The organism is Paenibacillus sp. MDV22-iso6 (genome assembly GCF_058408365.1).
Genome location: NZ_JBZVDZ010000009.1, coordinates 23141 through 41865, shown reverse-complemented (window position 1 = coordinate 41865; position 18725 = coordinate 23141). Strand labels below are relative to the sequence as shown.

Genomic DNA, 18725 nt, shown 5'->3' with positions numbered 1-18725 from the left:
AAGATGCTAGGGCATAATAAAGCAAGTGTAATCAGGTCTCTTTCTGGTGACTTGGATAAATTTCCAGTAACAAAAGGATTGTCAAACTTAATAAAATATGATATTTTCATATCTGTAACCGGTTACACACATAGGAGTGAACGTTCATGACAACAATAAAAGATGTAGCTAAATTGGCTGGCGTTTCAGTTGCCACTGTATCAAGGGTCATTAATGAAAGAGGTTATGTTCATGCGGACACTCGTAAGAAAGTGGAGGAGGCGGTCAAGCAGCTTAACTTCTCTCCCAATGAGGTGGCCCGCTCTTTATACAAGCGTAAGTCCAAATTGATTGGCCTGCTGTTACCCGATATTGCAAACCCTTACTTTCCGCAGCTTGCACGCGGCGTAGAGGACCGGATGCAGGAGCAGGATTTCAGATTGATTTTCGGAAATAGTGATGAGGATGAACAGAAGGAAAAGGATTACATCCAGACTTTTATCCAGAATAATGTAGTCGGCGTAATCTCTTCAACGAATTACCCTCATTCTTCAATATATGAGAACTTGAAAATTCCCGTGGTGTTTCTGGACAGAACACCTCTGGACAGTCCCTCCGTATTTGCGGATGGCAGAGAGGGTGGACGTCTGGCTGCACGGGAGATTATCAAGCGTGGAAGTCGCCGAATTACGGTTATGCAGGGACCGGCACATATCAAACCTGCACAGGATCGTTTTGAAGGCGCAATCGAGAGCATACGTCAAGCTGGTCTGGATTACCGCGTAATCCAAACGACATCCTTTTCCTTTAACGATGTTGGGTTATGGGCGGATGAGCTTTTTAGCAAGTACGGCGATACAGACGGAGTCATTGCAAGTAATGACATCGCAGCTATGGCGGTACTGCACGAGGCATTGCGCATCGGTAAAAAAGTTCCGGAGGATATGCAAATTATCGGCTTCGACGATATCCCGATGAGCAGCCTGCTATCACCAGCATTGTCAACCATTCGCCAACCGGCATATGAGATGGGAAGGGAAGCTGCCGGTTTGCTTATCAAACTGGTGGAACAAGCTCCAATCGAAAACAAACACATACAGCTTCCGGTCAGTTTCATTGAACGGGGCACAACAAGAAAGGTGAATTCAGATGGCTAAAATATGCGTAATTGGCAGCAGCTCCATGGATTTGGTTGTTACTTCTGCAAGGCGGCCGGGGGCGGGTGAAACCGTCCTTGGCGACAGCTTCAAAACAGTTCCTGGCGGCAAAGGAGCAAATCAGGCAGTTGCTGCCGCAAGGCTGGGGGCCGACGTTTCCATGATCGGCCGGGTGGGTGATGACACTTTTGGTACATCCATTTTAAATAATTTCAAAGCAAATGGTGTAAATACGCAGAATGTGAAACCGGTTACACATATGGAGAGCGGTACGGCTCATATCGTGCTGGCTGAAGGTGATAATAGTATTGTGGTTGTTGAAGCGGCAAATCGAGAAGTTACACCGGCTTATGTCGATGAAGCGGCAGAAGTGATCCAACGTGCAGATATTGTACTGATTCAGCAGGAAATTCCGGAGGAAACCGTTGTTCGTGTCAGCGAGATTTGCGCCCAAAGCGGAACGCCCCTGTTGTTGAATCCTGCACCTGCAAGGAAAGTACCGGATGAGGTCATTGACAAAGCTGCTTATATCACGCCGAACGAGCATGAGGCCGAGATATTGTTTCAGGGCATGACTCCGGCTGAGGCGCTGCGCAAATATCCAAACAAGTTGTTTATTACGGAGGGCAGCAACGGAGTTCGATATTTTGACGGCGAACAGGAAATCGTTGTACCTACTTATAAGGTGGAACCAGTGGATACAACCGGAGCGGGTGATACGTTTAACGCCGCATTTGCGGTGGCTTTGGCTGAAGGCAAACCGCTACAAGACAGCATTAGATTCGCCAACCGGGCTGCATCGCTATCCGTGACCAAGTTTGGGGCACAAGGAGGCATGCCGACACGGGATGAAGTGGAGGAAAGCCTGAAATGAAGAAGCTGGGAATATTGAACAGTCACATTTCGAAGGTGTTGTCTGATTTGGGTCACACGGACATGATTGTCATCGCGGATGCTGGCCTTCCGGTTCCAGAAGGGGTCCCCAAAATCGATTTGTCCTTGAAACTGGGAACACCGAGTTTTCAAGAGATCGTGGAGCTTATTGCGGACGATATGGTCGTTGAGAAAGTGATTTTGGCAACAGAAATCAAGGCAGGGAATCCAGAAGCTATGCAGTTTATTACCGAGAAATTTGGCGATGAAGCCATTGACGTTTCCATTAATCATGAACAATTCAAGGCGTTGACCCGGAATGCCAAAGTGGTCATTCGTACGGGCGAAGCTACGCCGTATGCCAATTGCATTTTACAATCGGGCGTCATTTTCGGTTAAAAGGGGGACGGTATCATGCATATTCAGATGCAAGACATATATAAAGCTTTTGGCACCAACCAAGTGCTAAGCGGGGTAGATTTCGAACTAAAGGAAGGCGAGGTTCATGCCCTGATGGGAGAGAACGGGGCTGGAAAATCCACGCTAATGAACATTTTGATCGGTCTTCATGGGCGGGATCAGGGAACCATCTCCATTGACGGCAAAGAAACCTATTTTGCCAATCCGAAGGAAGCTGAGAAGATGGGGCTTGCTTTTATCCACCAAGAGTTAAACGTTTGGCCGGAAATGACGGTGCTTGATAATCTCTTCATAGGTAAGGAAATAACTTCGTCTTTTGGATTGCTGAATTCAAGACAAATGAAAGCGCTTGCCACTGAGCAGTTTGCCAAGCTTTCCGTACAGATTCCGCTGGATCGTCCTGCCGGGGAATGTTCTGTCGGTCAGCAGCAAATGATTGAAATTGCCAAAGCACTGATGACCGACGCCAAAGTAATCATCATGGATGAGCCCACGGCGGCGCTTACGGAGCGGGAGATTCAGAAGTTGTTCGGCGTGATCACTTCGCTTAAGGAAAATGGCGTTTCCATCGTATATATCTCGCACCGGATGGAGGAGATTTTCACCATTTGCGACCGGATTACGATCATGCGTGACGGTAAAACGGTAGATACCAAGGCGATCCCGGAGACCAGTTTTGACGAAGTTGTGCGGAAGATGGTCGGACGGGAACTCACGGAACGATATCCGGCACGAAATCCGTCGTATGGTGAGGTGGTCCTTGAAGTACGGGACGCAAGCAGCAAAGGATTATTCCAGAATATCAGCTTTACGGTGAGAGCAGGCGAGATCCTCGGATTCTCCGGATTGATGGGTTCGGGACGGACAGAGATCATGCGAGCGATCTTCGGTTTGGAACCTCTGGACGGTGGCGAGATCATGATTCGAGGCAAAAAGGCTCATATTCGGAAGCCAGCGGATGCGGTTAAACATGGAATCGGATTTATTACGGAAGATCGCAAGGATGAAGGCTTGGTGCTTGATTTCTCCATTCGTGAGAATATGGCCTTACCCAATCTGTTCAGCTTCTCAAGTAAGGGCTTCATCTCGACTCAGAAAGAACAGGAATTCGTCGATACGCTCATCAAACGTTTGCAAATCAAGACACAATCCTCTGAGACGGCAGCACGGAACCTGTCAGGGGGCAACCAACAGAAGGTGGTTATCGCCAAATGGGTCGGCATTGGCCCAAGTGTACTTATCCTGGATGAGCCAACAAGAGGCGTGGACGTTGGAGCCAAACGAGAAATTTACCAGTTGATGAACGAGCTGACTGACCGCGGAGTTGCCATCATTATGGTATCTTCCGAACTGCCTGAAGTGCTTGGCATGAGCGATCGAATCGCGGTAGTGCATGAGGGACGCATTAGCGGTGAACTGGCAAAAGAAGAGGCAACACAGGAAAACATTATGACATTGGCTACAGGGGGACAATGATATGACAACTTTGCAGGAAAACCAACCCGCCAAAAGCGGCTTCCGTCTAACGAATCTGACACAGAAATTAGGTCCGCTGCTCGGACTGATCATTTTGATTATCATCGTATCGGTATTGAATCCAAGCTTTTTGGAACCGCTTAACATCTTGAATCTATTGCGTCAGGTTTCGATTAACGCGTTGATTGCTTTTGGCATGACATTTGTCATTCTAACTGGCGGCATCGACTTGTCGGTTGGCTCCATTCTGGCGTTATCTAGCGCCTTTGTAGCCAATATGATGCTGTCCGGCCTGGATCCGATTCTGTCGATCATTATCGGGGTTGCGCTCGGCGGTGTCATGGGTATGGTGAACGGACTCATGATAACAAAAGGCAAGATGGCTCCATTTATTGCTACATTGGCGACGATGACGGTGTTCCGTGGATTGACGCTGGTATATACGAACGGTAATCCGATTACCGGATTGGGCGATAGCCTGCTGTTCCAACTGTTCGGTCGTGGTTATATGCTAGGCATACCGGTTCCAGCAATCACAATGCTCATTACTTTCGTAATTCTGTGGACGATTTTGCACAAAACTTCTTTTGGCCGTAAAACGTACGCGCTTGGTGGCAATGAGAAAGCGTCTATTATCTCAGGTATTAAAGTGCATCGTGTGAAAATCATGATTTACTCCCTGGTAGGTATGCTGTCAGCGCTGGCAGGCGCGATCCTGACTTCTCGTCTGAATTCTGCGCAGCCAACGGCAGGAACTTCATATGAATTGGACGCCATTGCAGCTGTTGTTCTGGGTGGAACAAGCCTATCAGGTGGTAGAGGACGGATCGTCGGTACATTGATTGGGGTCCTGATTATCGGCGTGTTGAACAATGGTTTGAACCTGCTCGGAGTGAACTCGTTTTATCAAATGGTTGTAAAAGGTGTCGTTATTGCCATCGCTGTCCTGCTGGACCGCAAGAAAACGGCTTAAGGAGAGAAGCGAACATGAAAAAACTAACCATATTGCTTGTAAGCGTAATGATGATCGTTCTGGCAGGATGCTCTCTGGAGCCTCCGGGTTGGGCTAAGCCCGACTCTGCCGGAAGCAATGGACAGAAAAAAATCGGCCTGTCAGTTTCCACGTTGAATAATCCCTTCTTTGTTTCCCTCAAGGACGGAGTCGTTGCGGAAGCCAAAAAACAAGGAATTCAGGTCATCGTGGTTGATGCTCAAAATGATTCAGCCAAACAAACCAATGATGTGGACGACCTGATTCAACAGGGCGTGGATGCTCTGCTGATTAACCCTGCGGATTCCGCGGCAATCTCAACGGCTGTTCAATCGGCCAATAGCGTGGGTATTCCAGTAATTACATTGGACCGTTCCGCAGACAAAGGCGACGTGGCAGCATTGGTCGCATCCGATAACGTCAAAGGTGGACAAATGGCGGCGGAATATTTCGTAAAACAGCTTGGCGAGGGAGCAAAAGTGATTGAACTTGAGGGTGTACCCGGAGCTTCCGCAACAAGAGAGCGGGGGAAAGGTTTCCACGAGATTGCTGACCAAAAACTTAATGTGGTTGCGAAGCAGTCTGCCGATTTTGATCGCTCCAAAGGTTTGAATGTAATGGAGAATCTGCTGCAGGGCAATCCTGACGTGCAGGCTGTATTTGCCCATAATGACGAGATGGCATTGGGGGCGATCGAAGCGATCCAAAGTTCTGGTAAAGACATTCCCGTGATTGGATTTGACGGCAATGATGATGCGATCAAATCCATTAAGGACGGAAAGTTGACAGCAACAGTCGCTCAGCAGCCAGTACTGATTGGCCAGCTGGCGGTGCAAGCTGCTCTGGATGTACTGGGCGGCAAGCAGGTAGAAAAATCAATCCCTGCTGAATTGAAGCTGTTGACCAAGGAAAACGCAAACGATTAATTCAACAAGTACGTCCCGTTCTGGACAAAATGTCTAGGGCGGGATTTTTAATTTATCCATCTGCTACGGTGAAAAAGACAGTTAACATTGAAACCTGCGGTAGTTTTTGCCCGTTATATTATTGATCGCACCTCGCGGGAAATGTAAATTAGTTGTATGCATGAGAAAAGGAGAGGTTAGCACTACATGGAAAATGTATCAGAGGAAGAACAATTGCTATCCATTCAAGCTTTCCAATCGACCATACGCAAATCCGAAAACGCTTTGACTAATTTGACTCAGAAAGGGAATAACACTACTTTATTAAAGAAACGACTTAACGCCTTATACGTCGGTTTGGCTATGCTGGAAATGGCCTGGAATCAAAAAGCTCATCAGTACACCAACGAAGAGTTAGCAGGAGCTCGAAATGTTCTGATTGGATTATTCCCATCACTTGAGAACAGTTATAATAAGTCCAAAGCGGGCAGCCCTCAAAAGACGCTTTTAAGAAGAAGAATCAAGGCATTCGAATTAGCTGTTCAAGCCATGGATGATTATGCAAATAAATAAATCTTCTTTTGCGCATGTCATCCCTGTAATCTATGCACTTGTTCATTTTCAGTTTGCCGATGGTTCACTTCAATGTATAATGATTATTCGAGGTGATGAGGATGGCAAGATCCAAAGAATTTGAAGTTAATGAAGTATTAGATAAAGCCATACAATTGTTCTGGGCCCAAGGATATGAGAAAACTTCAATGCAGGATTTGGTTGGGTTTATGGGCATTCACCGCAGAAGTATCTATGATACATTTGGGGATAAGCATGCTCTCTTTATGAAAGCTCTTGAACGATATGAAACGAAGCAGACCAACAAAATGAGCTTTCTGATTGATACACAAAAACCAATCAAAGAGATAATACGGGCTTTGTTTGAGTCAACAATAAGAAATGAAGGACAACCGTTAGGCTGTTTTCTTGTAAACTCAGGCGTGGAACTGGGCGTACTGGATCCTGAAGTTGCATCCTTGGTTAATGAGAGTTACTTGCGAACAGAGGAATTCTTGAGAAACCTTGTTCTGGAAGGCCAGCAAAAGGGTGAAATTAAGGCTGACATTGATCCTGTAGTTATTTCTCATTATTTGATGAATGCATGGGTGGGCATACGTACGTTGGTTAAGACCACTACGGATCAGCAAAAATTAACAAATATTATGGATATGACATTATCCGTTTTAGATTGAAAGTGGAGTTACACCTTGGATGGCAAAGAGGGAGATGTCTCCACAAAGGCTGATTTGTTTTAGTGATACAGGTTCTTTTCTGTTAACGTTATAAAGAACTTGTATCGCATGTCTGGCAAAACTCATTAGTTCCATGTTCAAACATCATTATATAGTAGTCAGAAAATAATTCTTTACTGTTCGTTCTAGAAATGATATTCTAAATAGCAAGTTAGATCTAACTTTTTTTGCAATATCAAGAACGATCGTTCTAAAATTATTTTGAAAGCTTATCTATACTAAAATACATGTTGATAAGGAGAAAATAGGATGAAATATACAGTTATTACGGGTGCAAGTTCAGGGATTGGATATGAGACAGCTTTGGCATTTGCTGCACGTGGCAAAAACTTAATTTTGGTCGCTAGAAGAGTGGACAAATTAGAAGAACTCAAATCAGCAATTCAGAATATTGATGCTACAGTAGATGTTATTGTTCATACAAGTGATCTATCGGATACAAGACAGGCATACACACTTTATAACACGCTTAAGGAATACCAAATTGAGACTTGGATTAACAATGCGGGGCTCGGTGAAGGTTCTTTTGTAGCAGAACAGAATTTGGAGAAAGTTGAAACGATGCTGCGTGTGAACATTGAGTCCCTGACGATCCTTTCCACACTGTATGTGCGAGATTACGCAGACGTAGAGGGAACTCAGTTAATTAACGTTGCATCCGCACTTGGATATGCCATCGCTGTTGGGAGTGTTGCGTATTCGGCATCGAAATATTACGTGAGTGCCTTCACAGAAGGGCTTGCCAAAGAACTTGAAATAAAAGGGGCAAAATTAAAAGCAAAAGTACTGGCTCCAGCAATTACGGAAACGGAATTCGTGAAGAAATCATTAGACACAGAAGAATTTGATTACAAAGCAAACATGTCTAAATACCACACTGCCAAAGAAATGGCAGGCTTCATGTTAGATCTATATGATAACAACGAAGTCGTAGGGATTGTAGACCTGAACTACAATTTCAATCTGAGAAGTCCAATCTATCCCATCATTTCAGAGCTGCATTAATTTAATATTTCATCAAACATGGCGTACAACTAAACATTGTGCGCCATGTTTTTATCTGATCCTTTCAATTTTTAGATAACCCACAGAAAACAACGATTATTGATTGATTTTTTCCAGCGATGTGTACCAGTTGTTCACCTCTTCAGTGATCTTATCGCCACCTAGCTTGTGCCATCTAGCGACGACGAGATCGAAGCTTGACAACGGCTCCTGCCCATATACGATTTTGAGCATCGCGTCATGCAGTAACTCGTCAAGGGCGTCACCGATCTTTTCCATCGTAGGCGTAGGTGCACCTGTGAAGGCATCTGTCTTGTAGACGGAGGGATTGCTTTCAACGATTTGCCAGCCCTTCAGCTCTTGAGGTGTACGGAGCAGCTTGTTTTTGATGTCATATGAGGTCTGATCGGATACACCGCTGTTGATGCGAGCAATCGATTCACTGAGCAGGTTAGGGACAGAGGGGAGAGACAGGCTTAAGAGATACTTCTGGGGGTCTGCAAAACCGCCCGGAACCTGGCTTTCCAGAAATGTCACCTTGCCATCCTCATAGCCGTAGTCGTAGCCTTCAGCGATACCCCAGCGATACGGTGAGCCAGCAGGAGGATCAATGAAGTTGTCATAAACAAAGTTCATATAGTTGAAAAAAATCTCGGGATTCGCCATATCTGCGTTGATAGCAATTGCCCCATACTCTGGTGGTGTGCCACGCGTACCAGATAAGCCGCTCGGCCCGACGGGGATCGGGTATGCCTCGAACCTGGCGTCCGGTACTTTCGCAGTTACGTTCCCTAGCGGCCATCCGGCCGCCCACAGCGGCGCCACAATCATGCCTGTCTTGCCAAGCTTCCATGATTCCGTCGCTTGGACCTCATCGAGAATCTCAGCATCCTTTGGTATGTAGCCTCGCTCCATCCAGCGTTTTAACGTCGTTAGACCTTGCCGAACACTTGGTTGGACCGTACCGTAAGACAGCATCCCGTCCGGGTCTGTGCTCCAGATATCCGGCATCTCCCCATAAGCCCCAAATACAAATCCCGCATCCGACATCCAGGTGAAAAACGAATTTTTCAAGCTGATGCTAAGTCCATAGGTGTCGTCTTTACCATTGCCGTCCGGGTCTAGATGAACGAACGCATCCATGACGGACTCCATCTCTTTGAGGGTGGTGGGCGCCTTCAGACCAAGCTTATCAAGCCAATCCTGACGAATGTACAATACCTCGTTCGAATTCATCTTGCCGTCGAGGATTGGTATCGCCATTTTTTTGCCGTTGATCATGTACCGCTCCCACGACTCGGGTGCCTGCGCCATGGCTGCCTTCCACTTGGGTGAGGCATACTGCTCGAACAACTCTCCTACGTCGCGGAAGGCACCGGAGCGCAGCAGCGGATACATATTTTGTCCACCCTTGAATGTGACGATGTCGGGAAGGGACTGACCGGTCGCGATCAAGGTGTTCAGTTTATTGATGTAGACATCCTCATCACCAGTCGTCGTCCAGAGGTAATTGACCTTGATGCCAAGCTTGTCCTCAAACAGTCGGCTCAGTACGTTGTTTTGCAGATCCTCACCGTTTTTGAACTCGATGTCCGGGTACAGATGCCCAACGGTCGTCAAGACGACGGGAGACTCATATTTTCCACCGATGAACGAAGGGGCAGGCCTGACAGAAGTGTTTTCTTTCTTCAGTAGTTGGGAGGGTGCCGTTGGATCTTCCCAAAAGATAAACGAGAAAATCATAACGACTAGAAACAAGATGATCGCGAGGCCAAACAGACCTGTCTGCCTCAACCATTTCCAGATTAACATATCTCTGTTACCTCCTGTTCACGGACCACTTTCCAGCGCAACGTCACCTGAAGTCCACCCAGTTCTCCATTAGCCAGCTCCATATCGGCCTCTGAGCCGAGCATCGCTCTCATCCGCTCATATACATTGTGAAGCGCCCAGGCAGTATTGGCGTCCGCGCCGTAGTAGATTGCATTACGAAGCGTGTCGAGTCGACCGGGCTCGACACCACAGCCGTTATCCGCCACAATAAGCTCACAATATTCACCGTTGGAATAGCCACGAATTCGGATGTCACCAACCATGCGCAGCGCCTCAATGCCGTGCAGAATGGCATTTTCCGCGAGCGGTTGTAGAAGCAGTCGCGGCACCTGTATATCGAGGAGCTGCTCTTCGACATCAATGGTGAAAACGAAGCGGTCCATCTGAAGGCTCTGGATCGTCAGGTATAACCGGACGAGCTCAAGCTCATCCCGCACCGTTGTATACGTGTTCTCGAACTTGATCGTTTGCCGGAAATAACGGCTTAAGCTTATAGACATGTCAATGACGGCCTGCTTCTCATCAAGCTCGGTCATACTCTTGATAAATGCAAGCGAGTTGTACAGGAAGTGCGGCTGGATCTGGGATTGGAGCTGCCGAAGCTTTGCTTCTTTGGAGCGTATCTGTTCCATGTAAACCCTTTCAATTAATTCTTTGATCTCTTTGGACATTTCGTTGAAGCGCTCAAACAAATACATGAATTCGTCATTGCTCTCTTGGTGGAGCTTGATGGAATATTGACCGGATGTGATTTTCCTCACGCCCCAGAGCAGTTTACGTATCGGAATCTGCACGTCCCGGTATAACAGCAGGGCGAGCAGGATACTGAACAGAAGTAGGAAAACGCTAGAGAAGTAGTAGAGACGCTGGTTGGCATAGATCGGATTGAGCACCTCACTGATCGGGGTATAGTCGGCGATGTACCAATCTTTAAAGTTACTCAGAGCAGTGAAATTAACGAGGTATTGCTCACCGTTCAGTTTAATAAGTCGGTTACCACTCAGTTCTTTACCAACTTCAAGTCGGCTTGTCAATTCACGGATGAAAGGAAGCTTCCCTGTGTCGCTTGCAAGCACATCCCCGGCCGTAGAAAACAAGATTGTGCTGTTGTCGTTCGTTCCCTTGGCGCGGTCCAAGTAGGCGAGTACATTTTTGGTGTCGATCTTGGCCCTGACGACATAAGACACTTCCTCCGGATCAAAGCGGAAGGTGTACGGATGCGCCAAATAATACGTCAAATACGTGCCATCGCCCGTCTGCTCATACTGCCAGAACGGACGGAAGTGCGTCTCCAGGTACAGTTCGCTTAACTTTGACGAAGAGGACGTGGAGGAGAAAGATGAACTATCCTCATCGTAAATCACCATAAATTCGGCGTTCCAGTTGTTCAGGGCATGCAACAGGTTCAACTTGTCCGATACCCGCAGTTTCAACTTGTTCAGCTCAAAATCTCCTTCCAGAAAGGAAGGAGTCGCAAGCAATCGCACATCTTTGTCGAGTACGAGAAAATCGCTAAAGGACGATACTTTGGACAGATTGTTGTCGATGTCTCCGGCCAGGAAAGTAAGCTCATTCAATTTCACTCTTTGAATTTCCTGCTTGATGAGCCGCACGCTGGAGCGATTGGTCAGGTAGTACAGAAGCAGGGTAGAGACGAGCAGTAGAAAGATGACAAGTACAATTTTTGTGAAAATGGTTAGTTTCATTATAATGTCCCCGTTCGGTCAGGAGGATTGATGACGGAAGTCTTGCGGTGTCAGTCCACAATGCTCTTTGAACAACTTGATGAAGTACTGCGGCTTATGGTAGCCGATTGCCGTCGCAACGTCGCTAACCTTGAGTTCTGGTTGCTCGATAAGGATTTCCCGCGCGCGCTGCATGCGCACTTTGTACAAATATTCGCTAATATTTTCGCTTGCCTTGCTTTTGAACAGAGCGGACAGATACGCGGGATGCAGGCCGACGTGATCCGCTGCCGTCTGCAGCGTGGCGTCCGCGAGATGCGCTGTGATGAACTGCTGGACCTTACGGATGAGCGCTACTTGCTCATTGTTCCATTCGCTTTTGGTCATCTCCCGCAATCGCTCGAGCGTGAGTACTATCCAATCCTGAAGCTGGTACATATGGCGGAAACGGTTGGCTTCAGAGGCCTTTTCCAGCTCTGGAGGGATGATCTCAAGCAGGCTGAGTCCGTTTTTGTGGGCAAAAAAGCTGAAGGCGCCCATCGCGTGATAATAGAGCTCAAGGAGCGTTTCCCGTGAATCCATTCGTTTGTTTGTCACCTCAAGGAAAATGGCGTCCCACTTGGCAGAGATCGCCTCCCACTGGTAAATTTCGAACAACTGGATCAACGTGGGTGACTCGTAAAGACTATGGACTCGGTAGGGCTTTTCCGGCACTAAGGCGTCCTGCAGGCGGATTAAGAGGTCCGTCTCACCGCCAAGATGGCGGGTGAGTATAGCCAGTGCGTCCTGGTAAGTTTCACGCAGGCCATGAGCCATGACCTGCCAGTGGCTCACGACGATTGAAATGCTGCTTTTGAGAAAGTGTCTGACGTGCTGCTGCAGCCTGGCCGCCAAATGTTCGAGGGATCGCTGCCGATTAAGCTCCGGCTCCTTCTCCCGCGCTAGCCATGACTCTTCCCGTACCTTGAGAACGAAGACTTCATGCTCGTACGCATCACGCCCGTGCCAGACATGAAACAATTCCGAGAAGGTTTCCTCAGCGATATTTGCGACGGCCGAGGAGAGCAGGGACTGGTCCTTCCAGTTCAACTCCTCAGCAGACGATTCAATGCGTAGGAGGCATATTGCAGTTTCGTCGCTCGGACAGAACGGCAGCCGATAATAAGCCATTTTTTCTTCGAGAAGCTTGGGAGCAAGCTTCCTACCTTGAAGCAGATCCATAAGCAGCTTTTCTCGAAACAATGGCATATGTTCGCTGAGCATGCTCATTGCCTTCACCTGTTTTCCCCGTTCGTCCCATTCCAGATGAAGCGCTTCCGTAAGTTGGCGCAGCATGTCGGCCAGCTCTCTTTGGTCGACTGGCTTGAGCAGATAACCATCCACCTGTTGTCTGATCGCCTCCTGTGCGTAGTCCCATTCGCCGTAGCCGGATAGCAGGATGCTTTTGAAGTGTTTGTCGTATTTTTTTATATGCTCGATCAGCTCCAGGCCGGAGATCCCGGGCATTCGAATATCGGTGATGATAATATCGACGGGATAGCTCTTGCAATGTTCGAGTGCCTCTTCGCCAGAGAAAGCCTTGTGAACCTTGCCAATGCCGAGCGCTTCCCACGGCATGGTGCGTTCGAGACTGTCCACGAGATGAGCATGATCATCAACAATTAGTAGCTCATACATGCTTAAATCCCCCAGTCAGTTTTCGCTTGTTACGGTTGACGTATCTTCAACCTTTTTATTATCTGAGCAGAACTGTTCCTTTGTCAATTGCAGGCTGAAGACGCCAGAATCGTTGCCTTGAATTCGCTCATCTCGACGACTAATCCCTGCCTCAGCCTTGACGCCTCGGCAGCGAATGCCATCAGATGATTGTCAAGCGAGGCCTGAGCGGAGGCGACTGCTACGAATTCGGCCTCGTCCGAATGGGCGAGTACATAGGGAACATAGCTAGGCAGCCCTCGGGCGTTTGCGCCAATCAGAGCCAGCTTTATTTTTTCATGGAGATATACATACCTCCTATTGGATTTTGCGATACCAAGGCAAACGTGAGAGGGGCGCATCAACTTGAAGTTCGGTAGGCCCGTTGATGATATTTCCATCCTCGTCCTGCCATTGACCTTCAGGAAAAACCACGTTTCTAGATGTCAGTCCCTTGACGACAACTGGCGCAACGAGCAGATTCTGTCCGAGGAGAAACTGGTCATTTACGAGCTCATAGCCGCAGTCGGGATATTCGAACTCCAAGCTGCGCAGTATCGGTAAACCGTCTGCAGTGGCTTGGCGAGCAAGCGCCAGAATTTCGGGACCAAGCTCGGATCTTAGCCGTACAGCTTCAAGGCACCAGGTTAGCTCCTCACCTTTCAGCACGCGCCAGGGTGCCATGGAAAACTGCATCACAGGGAACAGTGCGGCACACTGGGTATACCGTACGAACAATTCGCTGTCAAAGTGAAATTCCGGGGAGTTGATATCGCCGTCCATACCGCCGCCGATCATATCGGGGCAGTTAAATGCGTAACCAAGCAGTCCCTGAGCAATCGCGTTGGGTATGAGTCCGCTGAGCCCAGTGGCGTCCCACGTATGTGTCTTGTCCCGCTGGCGCTGGATGAGTCCCTGGCCACCGAGCTTCCAACACATCCGCAACTCAACCAGCGAGTAGCCAACTCCGAGATTAGCATATGCTTCGCAGTCTTCAAGCTGACGCAGGGGACGAGTCCATGCAACGGGCTGGGTCGTGTCCGCTCCGCCCGGCAAGAACGGCTCGCCGGCGTCAAGCTTAAAACCATCAACACCGTAATCAGTGATCAGACGATCCATCTGCCGCTTGAACCAGGCCGCACCTTCCTCCTTCGTATAATCCACAACTGCGCTGTACCCATTCCACCAATGTCGGATGATTGGCGCGTTGTCCACGCCTATTAGAAGCAGATCACCCGCCCGCAATTCCTTAAACATGGTGCAGTCCGCACTTACGTATGGGCACATCCAGAGCATTACCTTGAAACCCATGCCATGCAGCGTATCGATCATCTCCCGGGGATTCGGGAACCTGTGCTTGTCAAAGTCCCACATGCCATAATCCATCATCCAATTGTCGTCGATAATGAGGACGCCGGGGGGTAGCCCGTTCGCTAGAATTGATTCTGCATAACGGATAATTCTGTCCTGCGTGGGGTTATAGAACATCTCGACCCAGGTACAGTACTGCGGGGCTGTGAAGACGAGAGCGTCGGGCATTTGCTTGGAAGGAGGGAAGTGTGTGCCAGCAGCATGACGGTATGCTCCCTGCAGTGAACTATGTTCCTCTTCCACGACGACTTCACCTGCGTTATCAAAGACCGAGAGTCCATTCCCATCCACATGGAAAGCAAATGGTTCCTCGCTCCAAATATATCTGCCTTTATTGGAGAGCAGCAAAGGCGAGGCCTGATTGTCATCCGTCACACGCAAATCCCTCGTATATGTTGTCTGGCCAAACGGCATGGAGCTGCCATCGTTGATCACACCGCCCCACCAGTACTCACCGGGCAACCGGGTGATTGAGATATTATTCATGGGAGAATTCTCCTTTGGAATTGCGGACAAAATCTTGTGGATGATTTGCCCCAATCGTTTGAATTTAGGTACGGGTTTTATTATGCAGAGATCATCCGCAGTTGGGAAGGGGATCTTAAAAATGTGGTTTGAATCTTAAAATCTGGGCATTTAAACCGGATTTTTCCTGATTTATGATGAGAACGTCAAGAGCTCACGACGATCGACTGACGGAAAAAACGCGCATTTTTTTCGTCCTCCAGCTTTTGGAGCATGATTGCTGGACATAAGAGTACAACTTCATTTTTAAGAAAAGTCGAGGGGAGTTTGACGATGAATATAAGAAAAAAAATGGCAGCAGGGATCACCAGCTTACTTCTTGTCTCGTTGATGGCGGGCTGTAATAGTTCTAACGACGGGGGCGGGGCTACCGACGGTGGTGCCCAGAAGAACGTTACGATCTCTTATACGATCTGGGACAAAAACCAGCAGCCGGCAATGGAGGCGATCGCCGATGCGTTCACTGAGCAGCACCCGAATATCAAGGTGAAAGTTGATGCTATTCCTTGGGGCGAATATTGGACGAAGATGTCCGCCGCAGCGCCAGCGGGAATGCTGCCTGATGTATTCTGGATGCATGGCGGTCAGTTTATGAAGTACGCAGAAGGCCAGTTCCTCGAGCCGATCACGGACAAAGTGCAGGCCAATGAAATCGATCTGAACAACTACGCGTCCAACCTCGTCTCCATCTATACGATGGACGGTCAAAACTACGGTATTCCAAAGGACTTCGATACCATTGGTCTGGCCTACAACAAGGAGCTGTTCGATCAGGCGAACATTCCTTATCCAGACGATACATGGGATTATGCCAAGCTTGCTGAAGTCGCCAAACAGCTAAGTCAGCCAGACAAGGGCATTTACGGTTTTGGCGCAAAGCTGGACACCCAAGCGGGCTACTGGAACGACATGTTAGCGAACGGTGGTTTTATTTTAAATGACGACATGACCAAATCCGGCTACGACGAGTTGGCTTCGATTGAGGCACTAAAGGCCCGTTACCAGATGATTCTTGACAAGGCTTCGCCGACGCACCAGCAGATGACCGACACGGATTCGGTCGAAATGTTCAAGTCCGGCAAGCTCGCGATGATTTTCGATGGATCTTGGGATAACGGCAATCTGGCGAGTAGTGAAATTATCAAAGGAAAGTACGATTGGGCACCCCTGCCGAAGGGGAAGGTCAAGCGTGGCAATATCATTAATGGCATCGGCAACGTCATGTCCACTAAGGGTAAGCACAAGGATGAAGCATGGCAGTTCCTGAAATTCCTCGGCTCCAAGGAGGCCGCTGAGATCACGGCAGAGATGGGTGCCGCGATTCCGGCGTTCAATAATACGCAAGACGCATGGGTGAAGAACAATCCCGATTTGAACCTGCAGGTATTCATTGATCAGGCGGGGGACGCGACTCCGTACCCGAGCGGTTCAAAATCGTACCCAGTCTGGTTCTCGAAAGAAGCAGAAATCATGTCACAGGCATGGGGCGGCGCCATTTCAATCGAAGAAGGCGCCAAGAAAGTGGCGGAAATGATGAATCAGACGATTGAGGACGCAAAGTAAGCGCCCTACGTCAGGCAAAATTGTCGATGGTATTCCGGTTAACGGAATACCTATGGCACAAATGAGGTGAAGGCAATGCATTCGAAAAGCAGATATATATGGGCTTATATGATGATCGCTCCGACATTGATCGGAACGCTCGTTTTCTGGAGCTGGCCAGCAGTCTATTCCATCTATCTGAGCTTCCTGAAGTCCGAAAACTTCGGCCTTGTCAACCACTGGGTCGGTTGGGCCAACTACGAGAGATTATTTATGGACGAAGAGTTCTGGCAAAATCTACGTAATACGATACTTTATGTTGTGCTGTTTGTACCTACGACGATTATACTTTCGACGTTCTTCGCCGTACTGCTGAACGCTAAGATCAAGGGTCAGGCTGTCTACCGGGTCATTTATTTTCTACCGCAGGTTACGATGGCGGCCGCGGCTGCTATGGTGTGGGTCATTATTTTCGCTCAGGATTACGGACTACTAAACTCTGTACTCGGCACACACATCGCGTGGATCTCTGACAAGCGGTTCGCCATGTATGCTCTTGTCATGGTCGGTGTTTGGGGAGCGATTGGCTTTAACATGTTGCTGATCCTAGCTGGGCTTCAAGGCATTCCACGTACTCTGTATGAGGCGGCTGAGATTGATGGCGCTGTCGGCTTTCGCAAGTTTCGTTCCATTACGCTCCCGCTATTAACACCAACACTATTTTTTACGTCGATCGTGCTTGTGATCGGTGCCACACAAATTTTTGACAGTATCTATCTGATTATCGGTAAAACGAACGTTGCGCTACCGGCCGTGCGTTCTCTTGTATACGCTTATTACCAAAATTCATTTATCTATTACGATCAGAACTATGGAGCAGCGATTGTCAACATTTTGCTGGTGATCAACCTGGTTTTGACGGGTATCCAGTTCATGCTGCAAAAAAAATGGGTGATTTACGATTGAGGAGGTACAAAAGTGAGCAGAGTTGTCTCTTCGAAGCATAGAAGCAACCTTATTATTCATTTGGTTCTGATCGCTGGCGCAGCCGTCATGGTGCTTCCATTTCTCTGGATGATTCTTACGTCGCTCAAGACGACGACGGAGGCGACCCAGATTCCGATTACGATATTACCTGCCGAGCCGAGCTTGCGAGGCTATGTAGACGCCCTTAGGCAGTCGGCCTTCTTGCATTATTATGCGAATACGCTGATGGCTGCGTTCATGAAGACATTATTCCCTGTCGTCTTCAGCGCGATGGCGGCCTTTGCATTTGCACGCATTCGCTTTCCGGGTAGAGGTCTGTGTTTTTTTCTGATCATTTCGGTCATGATGATTCCCAACCCGGTGTTCTATACCCCGCAATATTTGATGATGAGCAAACTAGGATTGGTGAATACGACGACCGCACTTTGGATCACTTCGCTCGTCAGCCCATTTGCTACCTTTTTGCTGCGCCAGTTTTTCCTCGGAATCTCCAAAGAATTGGAGGAGGCGGCAGTGCTCGACGGATGCAATCCGTTCCAAATCTTTCGCTACATCATGCTGCCGCTTGTCAAGTCAGCACTGGTTGCAGTCGTCATCATCCAACTACTCTGGTCATGGAATGAACTACAGTGGCCACTTATCATCAACAGCTCACCGGAAAAATTAACGCTGTCGGCAGGCCTTGCCACACTTGTCTCCATGTTCGGTACGGATTATCCTGTATTGATGGCTGGGGCGTTCATGGCCGTTATTCCGATGCTCATACTGTTTTTTATTTTCCAACGGCGGTTTATTGAGGGTGTCGCCTTCAGTGCCAGTAAGGGATGATTTTTTGAATTACGCCGATGTAATCTGGAAAATGGATTGAGCGTACCACCACGTTTACTAAGCTTTTTGCATCAAGTAGAGACGAGGTGTGTTCTCGTTCATGCTTGGAGTTCCGAGCTGGAGAGGGGGTGAGTGAGACTGGCGAG

At 48.3% G+C, this 18725-nt stretch carries 16 protein-coding genes; 12 read left to right on the top strand and 4 right to left on the bottom strand.

From position 1 onward, the window contains the following. The first annotated feature begins 146 nt into the window (after positions 1-146). The 9 genes from AC4PM4_RS23855 to AC4PM4_RS23815 all read left to right on the top strand — a co-directional run bounded on the left by AC4PM4_RS23855 (position 147) and on the right by AC4PM4_RS23815 (position 8113). On the top strand, positions 147-1136 hold the full coding sequence (locus AC4PM4_RS23855; RefSeq protein WP_063562753.1) for a LacI family DNA-binding transcriptional regulator: 990 nt from the start codon (positions 147-149) through the stop codon (positions 1134-1136). Continuing rightward, the gene (gene rbsK / locus AC4PM4_RS23850) at positions 1129-2010 is read left to right on the top strand and encodes a ribokinase (RefSeq protein WP_491614711.1); all 882 of its coding nucleotides are present in this window, start codon (positions 1129-1131) and stop codon (positions 2008-2010) included. The genes AC4PM4_RS23855 and rbsK overlap by 8 nt, the downstream gene beginning before the upstream one ends. Further along, positions 2007-2408 (top strand): D-ribose pyranase, encoded by a 402-nt coding sequence (gene rbsD, locus AC4PM4_RS23845; protein WP_072733236.1) that lies wholly within the window; start codon positions 2007-2009, stop codon positions 2406-2408. The genes rbsK and rbsD overlap by 4 nt, the downstream gene beginning before the upstream one ends. Before the next feature lie 15 nt (positions 2409-2423). Next, positions 2424-3905 (top strand): sugar ABC transporter ATP-binding protein, encoded by a 1482-nt coding sequence (locus tag AC4PM4_RS23840; protein WP_491614710.1) that lies wholly within the window; start codon positions 2424-2426, stop codon positions 3903-3905. A gap of 1 nt (position 3906) precedes the next feature. Beyond that, the gene (locus tag AC4PM4_RS23835) at positions 3907-4878 is read left to right on the top strand and encodes an ABC transporter permease subunit (protein ID WP_063562749.1); all 972 of its coding nucleotides are present in this window, start codon (positions 3907-3909) and stop codon (positions 4876-4878) included. A 14-nt stretch (positions 4879-4892) separates the two neighbouring features. Further along, positions 4893-5822: a ribose ABC transporter substrate-binding protein RbsB gene (gene rbsB / locus AC4PM4_RS23830; protein WP_063562748.1), complete on the top strand. Its 930-nt coding sequence runs from the start codon at positions 4893-4895 to the stop codon at positions 5820-5822. 186 nt (positions 5823-6008) lie between these two features. Then, a complete protein-coding gene (locus tag AC4PM4_RS23825) occupies positions 6009-6374 on the top strand; it encodes a hypothetical protein (RefSeq protein WP_274567375.1) in 366 nt (121 codons plus the stop codon). A gap of 101 nt (positions 6375-6475) precedes the next feature. Continuing rightward, complete coding sequence (locus AC4PM4_RS23820; protein WP_063562746.1) at positions 6476-7048, top strand: TetR/AcrR family transcriptional regulator; 573 nt, start codon at positions 6476-6478, stop codon at positions 7046-7048. A 309-nt stretch (positions 7049-7357) separates the two neighbouring features. After that, positions 7358-8113 carry an SDR family NAD(P)-dependent oxidoreductase gene (locus AC4PM4_RS23815; RefSeq protein ID WP_063562745.1) on the top strand — a complete coding sequence of 252 codons (756 nt, stop codon included), beginning with the start codon at positions 7358-7360 and terminating at the stop codon, positions 8111-8113. Between the two features lie 96 nt (positions 8114-8209). On the opposite strand, the gene AC4PM4_RS23810 is transcribed toward AC4PM4_RS23815, so the two are convergent. The 4 genes from AC4PM4_RS23810 to AC4PM4_RS23795 form a co-directional block, all read right to left on the bottom strand. Beyond that, complete coding sequence (locus AC4PM4_RS23810) at positions 8210-9925, bottom strand: extracellular solute-binding protein (RefSeq protein WP_095205907.1); 1716 nt, start codon at positions 9923-9925, stop codon at positions 8210-8212. After that, entirely contained in the window at positions 9919-11652 is a 1734-nt protein-coding gene (locus AC4PM4_RS23805) for a sensor histidine kinase (protein WP_491614709.1), read from the bottom strand. The genes AC4PM4_RS23810 and AC4PM4_RS23805 overlap by 7 nt, the downstream gene beginning before the upstream one ends. A gap of 18 nt (positions 11653-11670) precedes the next feature. Beyond that, positions 11671-13308 carry a response regulator gene (locus tag AC4PM4_RS23800; protein ID WP_063562743.1) on the bottom strand — a complete coding sequence of 546 codons (1638 nt, stop codon included), beginning with the start codon at positions 13306-13308 and terminating at the stop codon, positions 11671-11673. 336 nt (positions 13309-13644) lie between these two features. Continuing rightward, a complete protein-coding gene (locus tag AC4PM4_RS23795) occupies positions 13645-15183 on the bottom strand; it encodes a glycoside hydrolase family 31 protein (protein ID WP_491614708.1) in 1539 nt (512 codons plus the stop codon). A 312-nt stretch (positions 15184-15495) separates the two neighbouring features. Between AC4PM4_RS23795 and AC4PM4_RS23790 the strand changes: the two genes are divergently transcribed. The 3 genes from AC4PM4_RS23790 to AC4PM4_RS23780 all read left to right on the top strand — a co-directional run bounded on the left by AC4PM4_RS23790 (position 15496) and on the right by AC4PM4_RS23780 (position 18579). Further along, positions 15496-16785, top strand: coding sequence for an ABC transporter substrate-binding protein (locus AC4PM4_RS23790; protein WP_491614707.1), 1290 nt, complete (start codon positions 15496-15498; stop codon positions 16783-16785). A gap of 75 nt (positions 16786-16860) precedes the next feature. Further along, positions 16861-17730: a carbohydrate ABC transporter permease gene (locus tag AC4PM4_RS23785; protein WP_072733230.1), complete on the top strand. Its 870-nt coding sequence runs from the start codon at positions 16861-16863 to the stop codon at positions 17728-17730. 12 nt (positions 17731-17742) lie between these two features. Beyond that, positions 17743-18579 carry a carbohydrate ABC transporter permease gene (locus tag AC4PM4_RS23780; RefSeq protein ID WP_063562739.1) on the top strand — a complete coding sequence of 279 codons (837 nt, stop codon included), beginning with the start codon at positions 17743-17745 and terminating at the stop codon, positions 18577-18579. Positions 18580-18725: the final 146 nt, after the last annotated feature.

Bases quoted from the DNA above. Each gene is read 5' to 3' on its own strand.
- rbsD (WP_072733236.1), top strand. From the start codon at position 2,007: ATGAAGAAGCTGGGAATATTGAACAGTCACATTTCGAAGGTGTTGTCT.
- AC4PM4_RS23820 (WP_063562746.1), top strand. From the start codon at position 6,476: ATGGCAAGATCCAAAGAATTTGAAGTTAATGAAGTATTAGATAAAGCC.
- AC4PM4_RS23835 (WP_063562749.1), top strand. From the start codon at position 3,907: ATGACAACTTTGCAGGAAAACCAACCCGCCAAAAGCGGCTTCCGTCTA.
- AC4PM4_RS23825 (WP_274567375.1), top strand. From the start codon at position 6,009: ATGGAAAATGTATCAGAGGAAGAACAATTGCTATCCATTCAAGCTTTC.
- AC4PM4_RS23805 (WP_491614709.1), bottom strand. From the start codon at position 11,652: ATGAAACTAACCATTTTCACAAAAATTGTACTTGTCATCTTTCTACTG.
- AC4PM4_RS23855 (WP_063562753.1), top strand. From the start codon at position 147: ATGACAACAATAAAAGATGTAGCTAAATTGGCTGGCGTTTCAGTTGCC.
- rbsB (WP_063562748.1), top strand. From the start codon at position 4,893: ATGAAAAAACTAACCATATTGCTTGTAAGCGTAATGATGATCGTTCTG.
- AC4PM4_RS23785 (WP_072733230.1), top strand. From the start codon at position 16,861: ATGCATTCGAAAAGCAGATATATATGGGCTTATATGATGATCGCTCCG.
- AC4PM4_RS23840 (WP_491614710.1), top strand. From the start codon at position 2,424: ATGCATATTCAGATGCAAGACATATATAAAGCTTTTGGCACCAACCAA.
- AC4PM4_RS23810 (WP_095205907.1), bottom strand. From the start codon at position 9,925: ATGTTAATCTGGAAATGGTTGAGGCAGACAGGTCTGTTTGGCCTCGCG.
- AC4PM4_RS23800 (WP_063562743.1), bottom strand. From the start codon at position 13,308: ATGTATGAGCTACTAATTGTTGATGATCATGCTCATCTCGTGGACAGT.
- AC4PM4_RS23815 (WP_063562745.1), top strand. From the start codon at position 7,358: ATGAAATATACAGTTATTACGGGTGCAAGTTCAGGGATTGGATATGAG.
- rbsK (WP_491614711.1), top strand. From the start codon at position 1,129: ATGGCTAAAATATGCGTAATTGGCAGCAGCTCCATGGATTTGGTTGTT.
- AC4PM4_RS23790 (WP_491614707.1), top strand. From the start codon at position 15,496: ATGAATATAAGAAAAAAAATGGCAGCAGGGATCACCAGCTTACTTCTT.
- AC4PM4_RS23795 (WP_491614708.1), bottom strand. From the start codon at position 15,183: ATGAATAATATCTCAATCACCCGGTTGCCCGGTGAGTACTGGTGGGGC.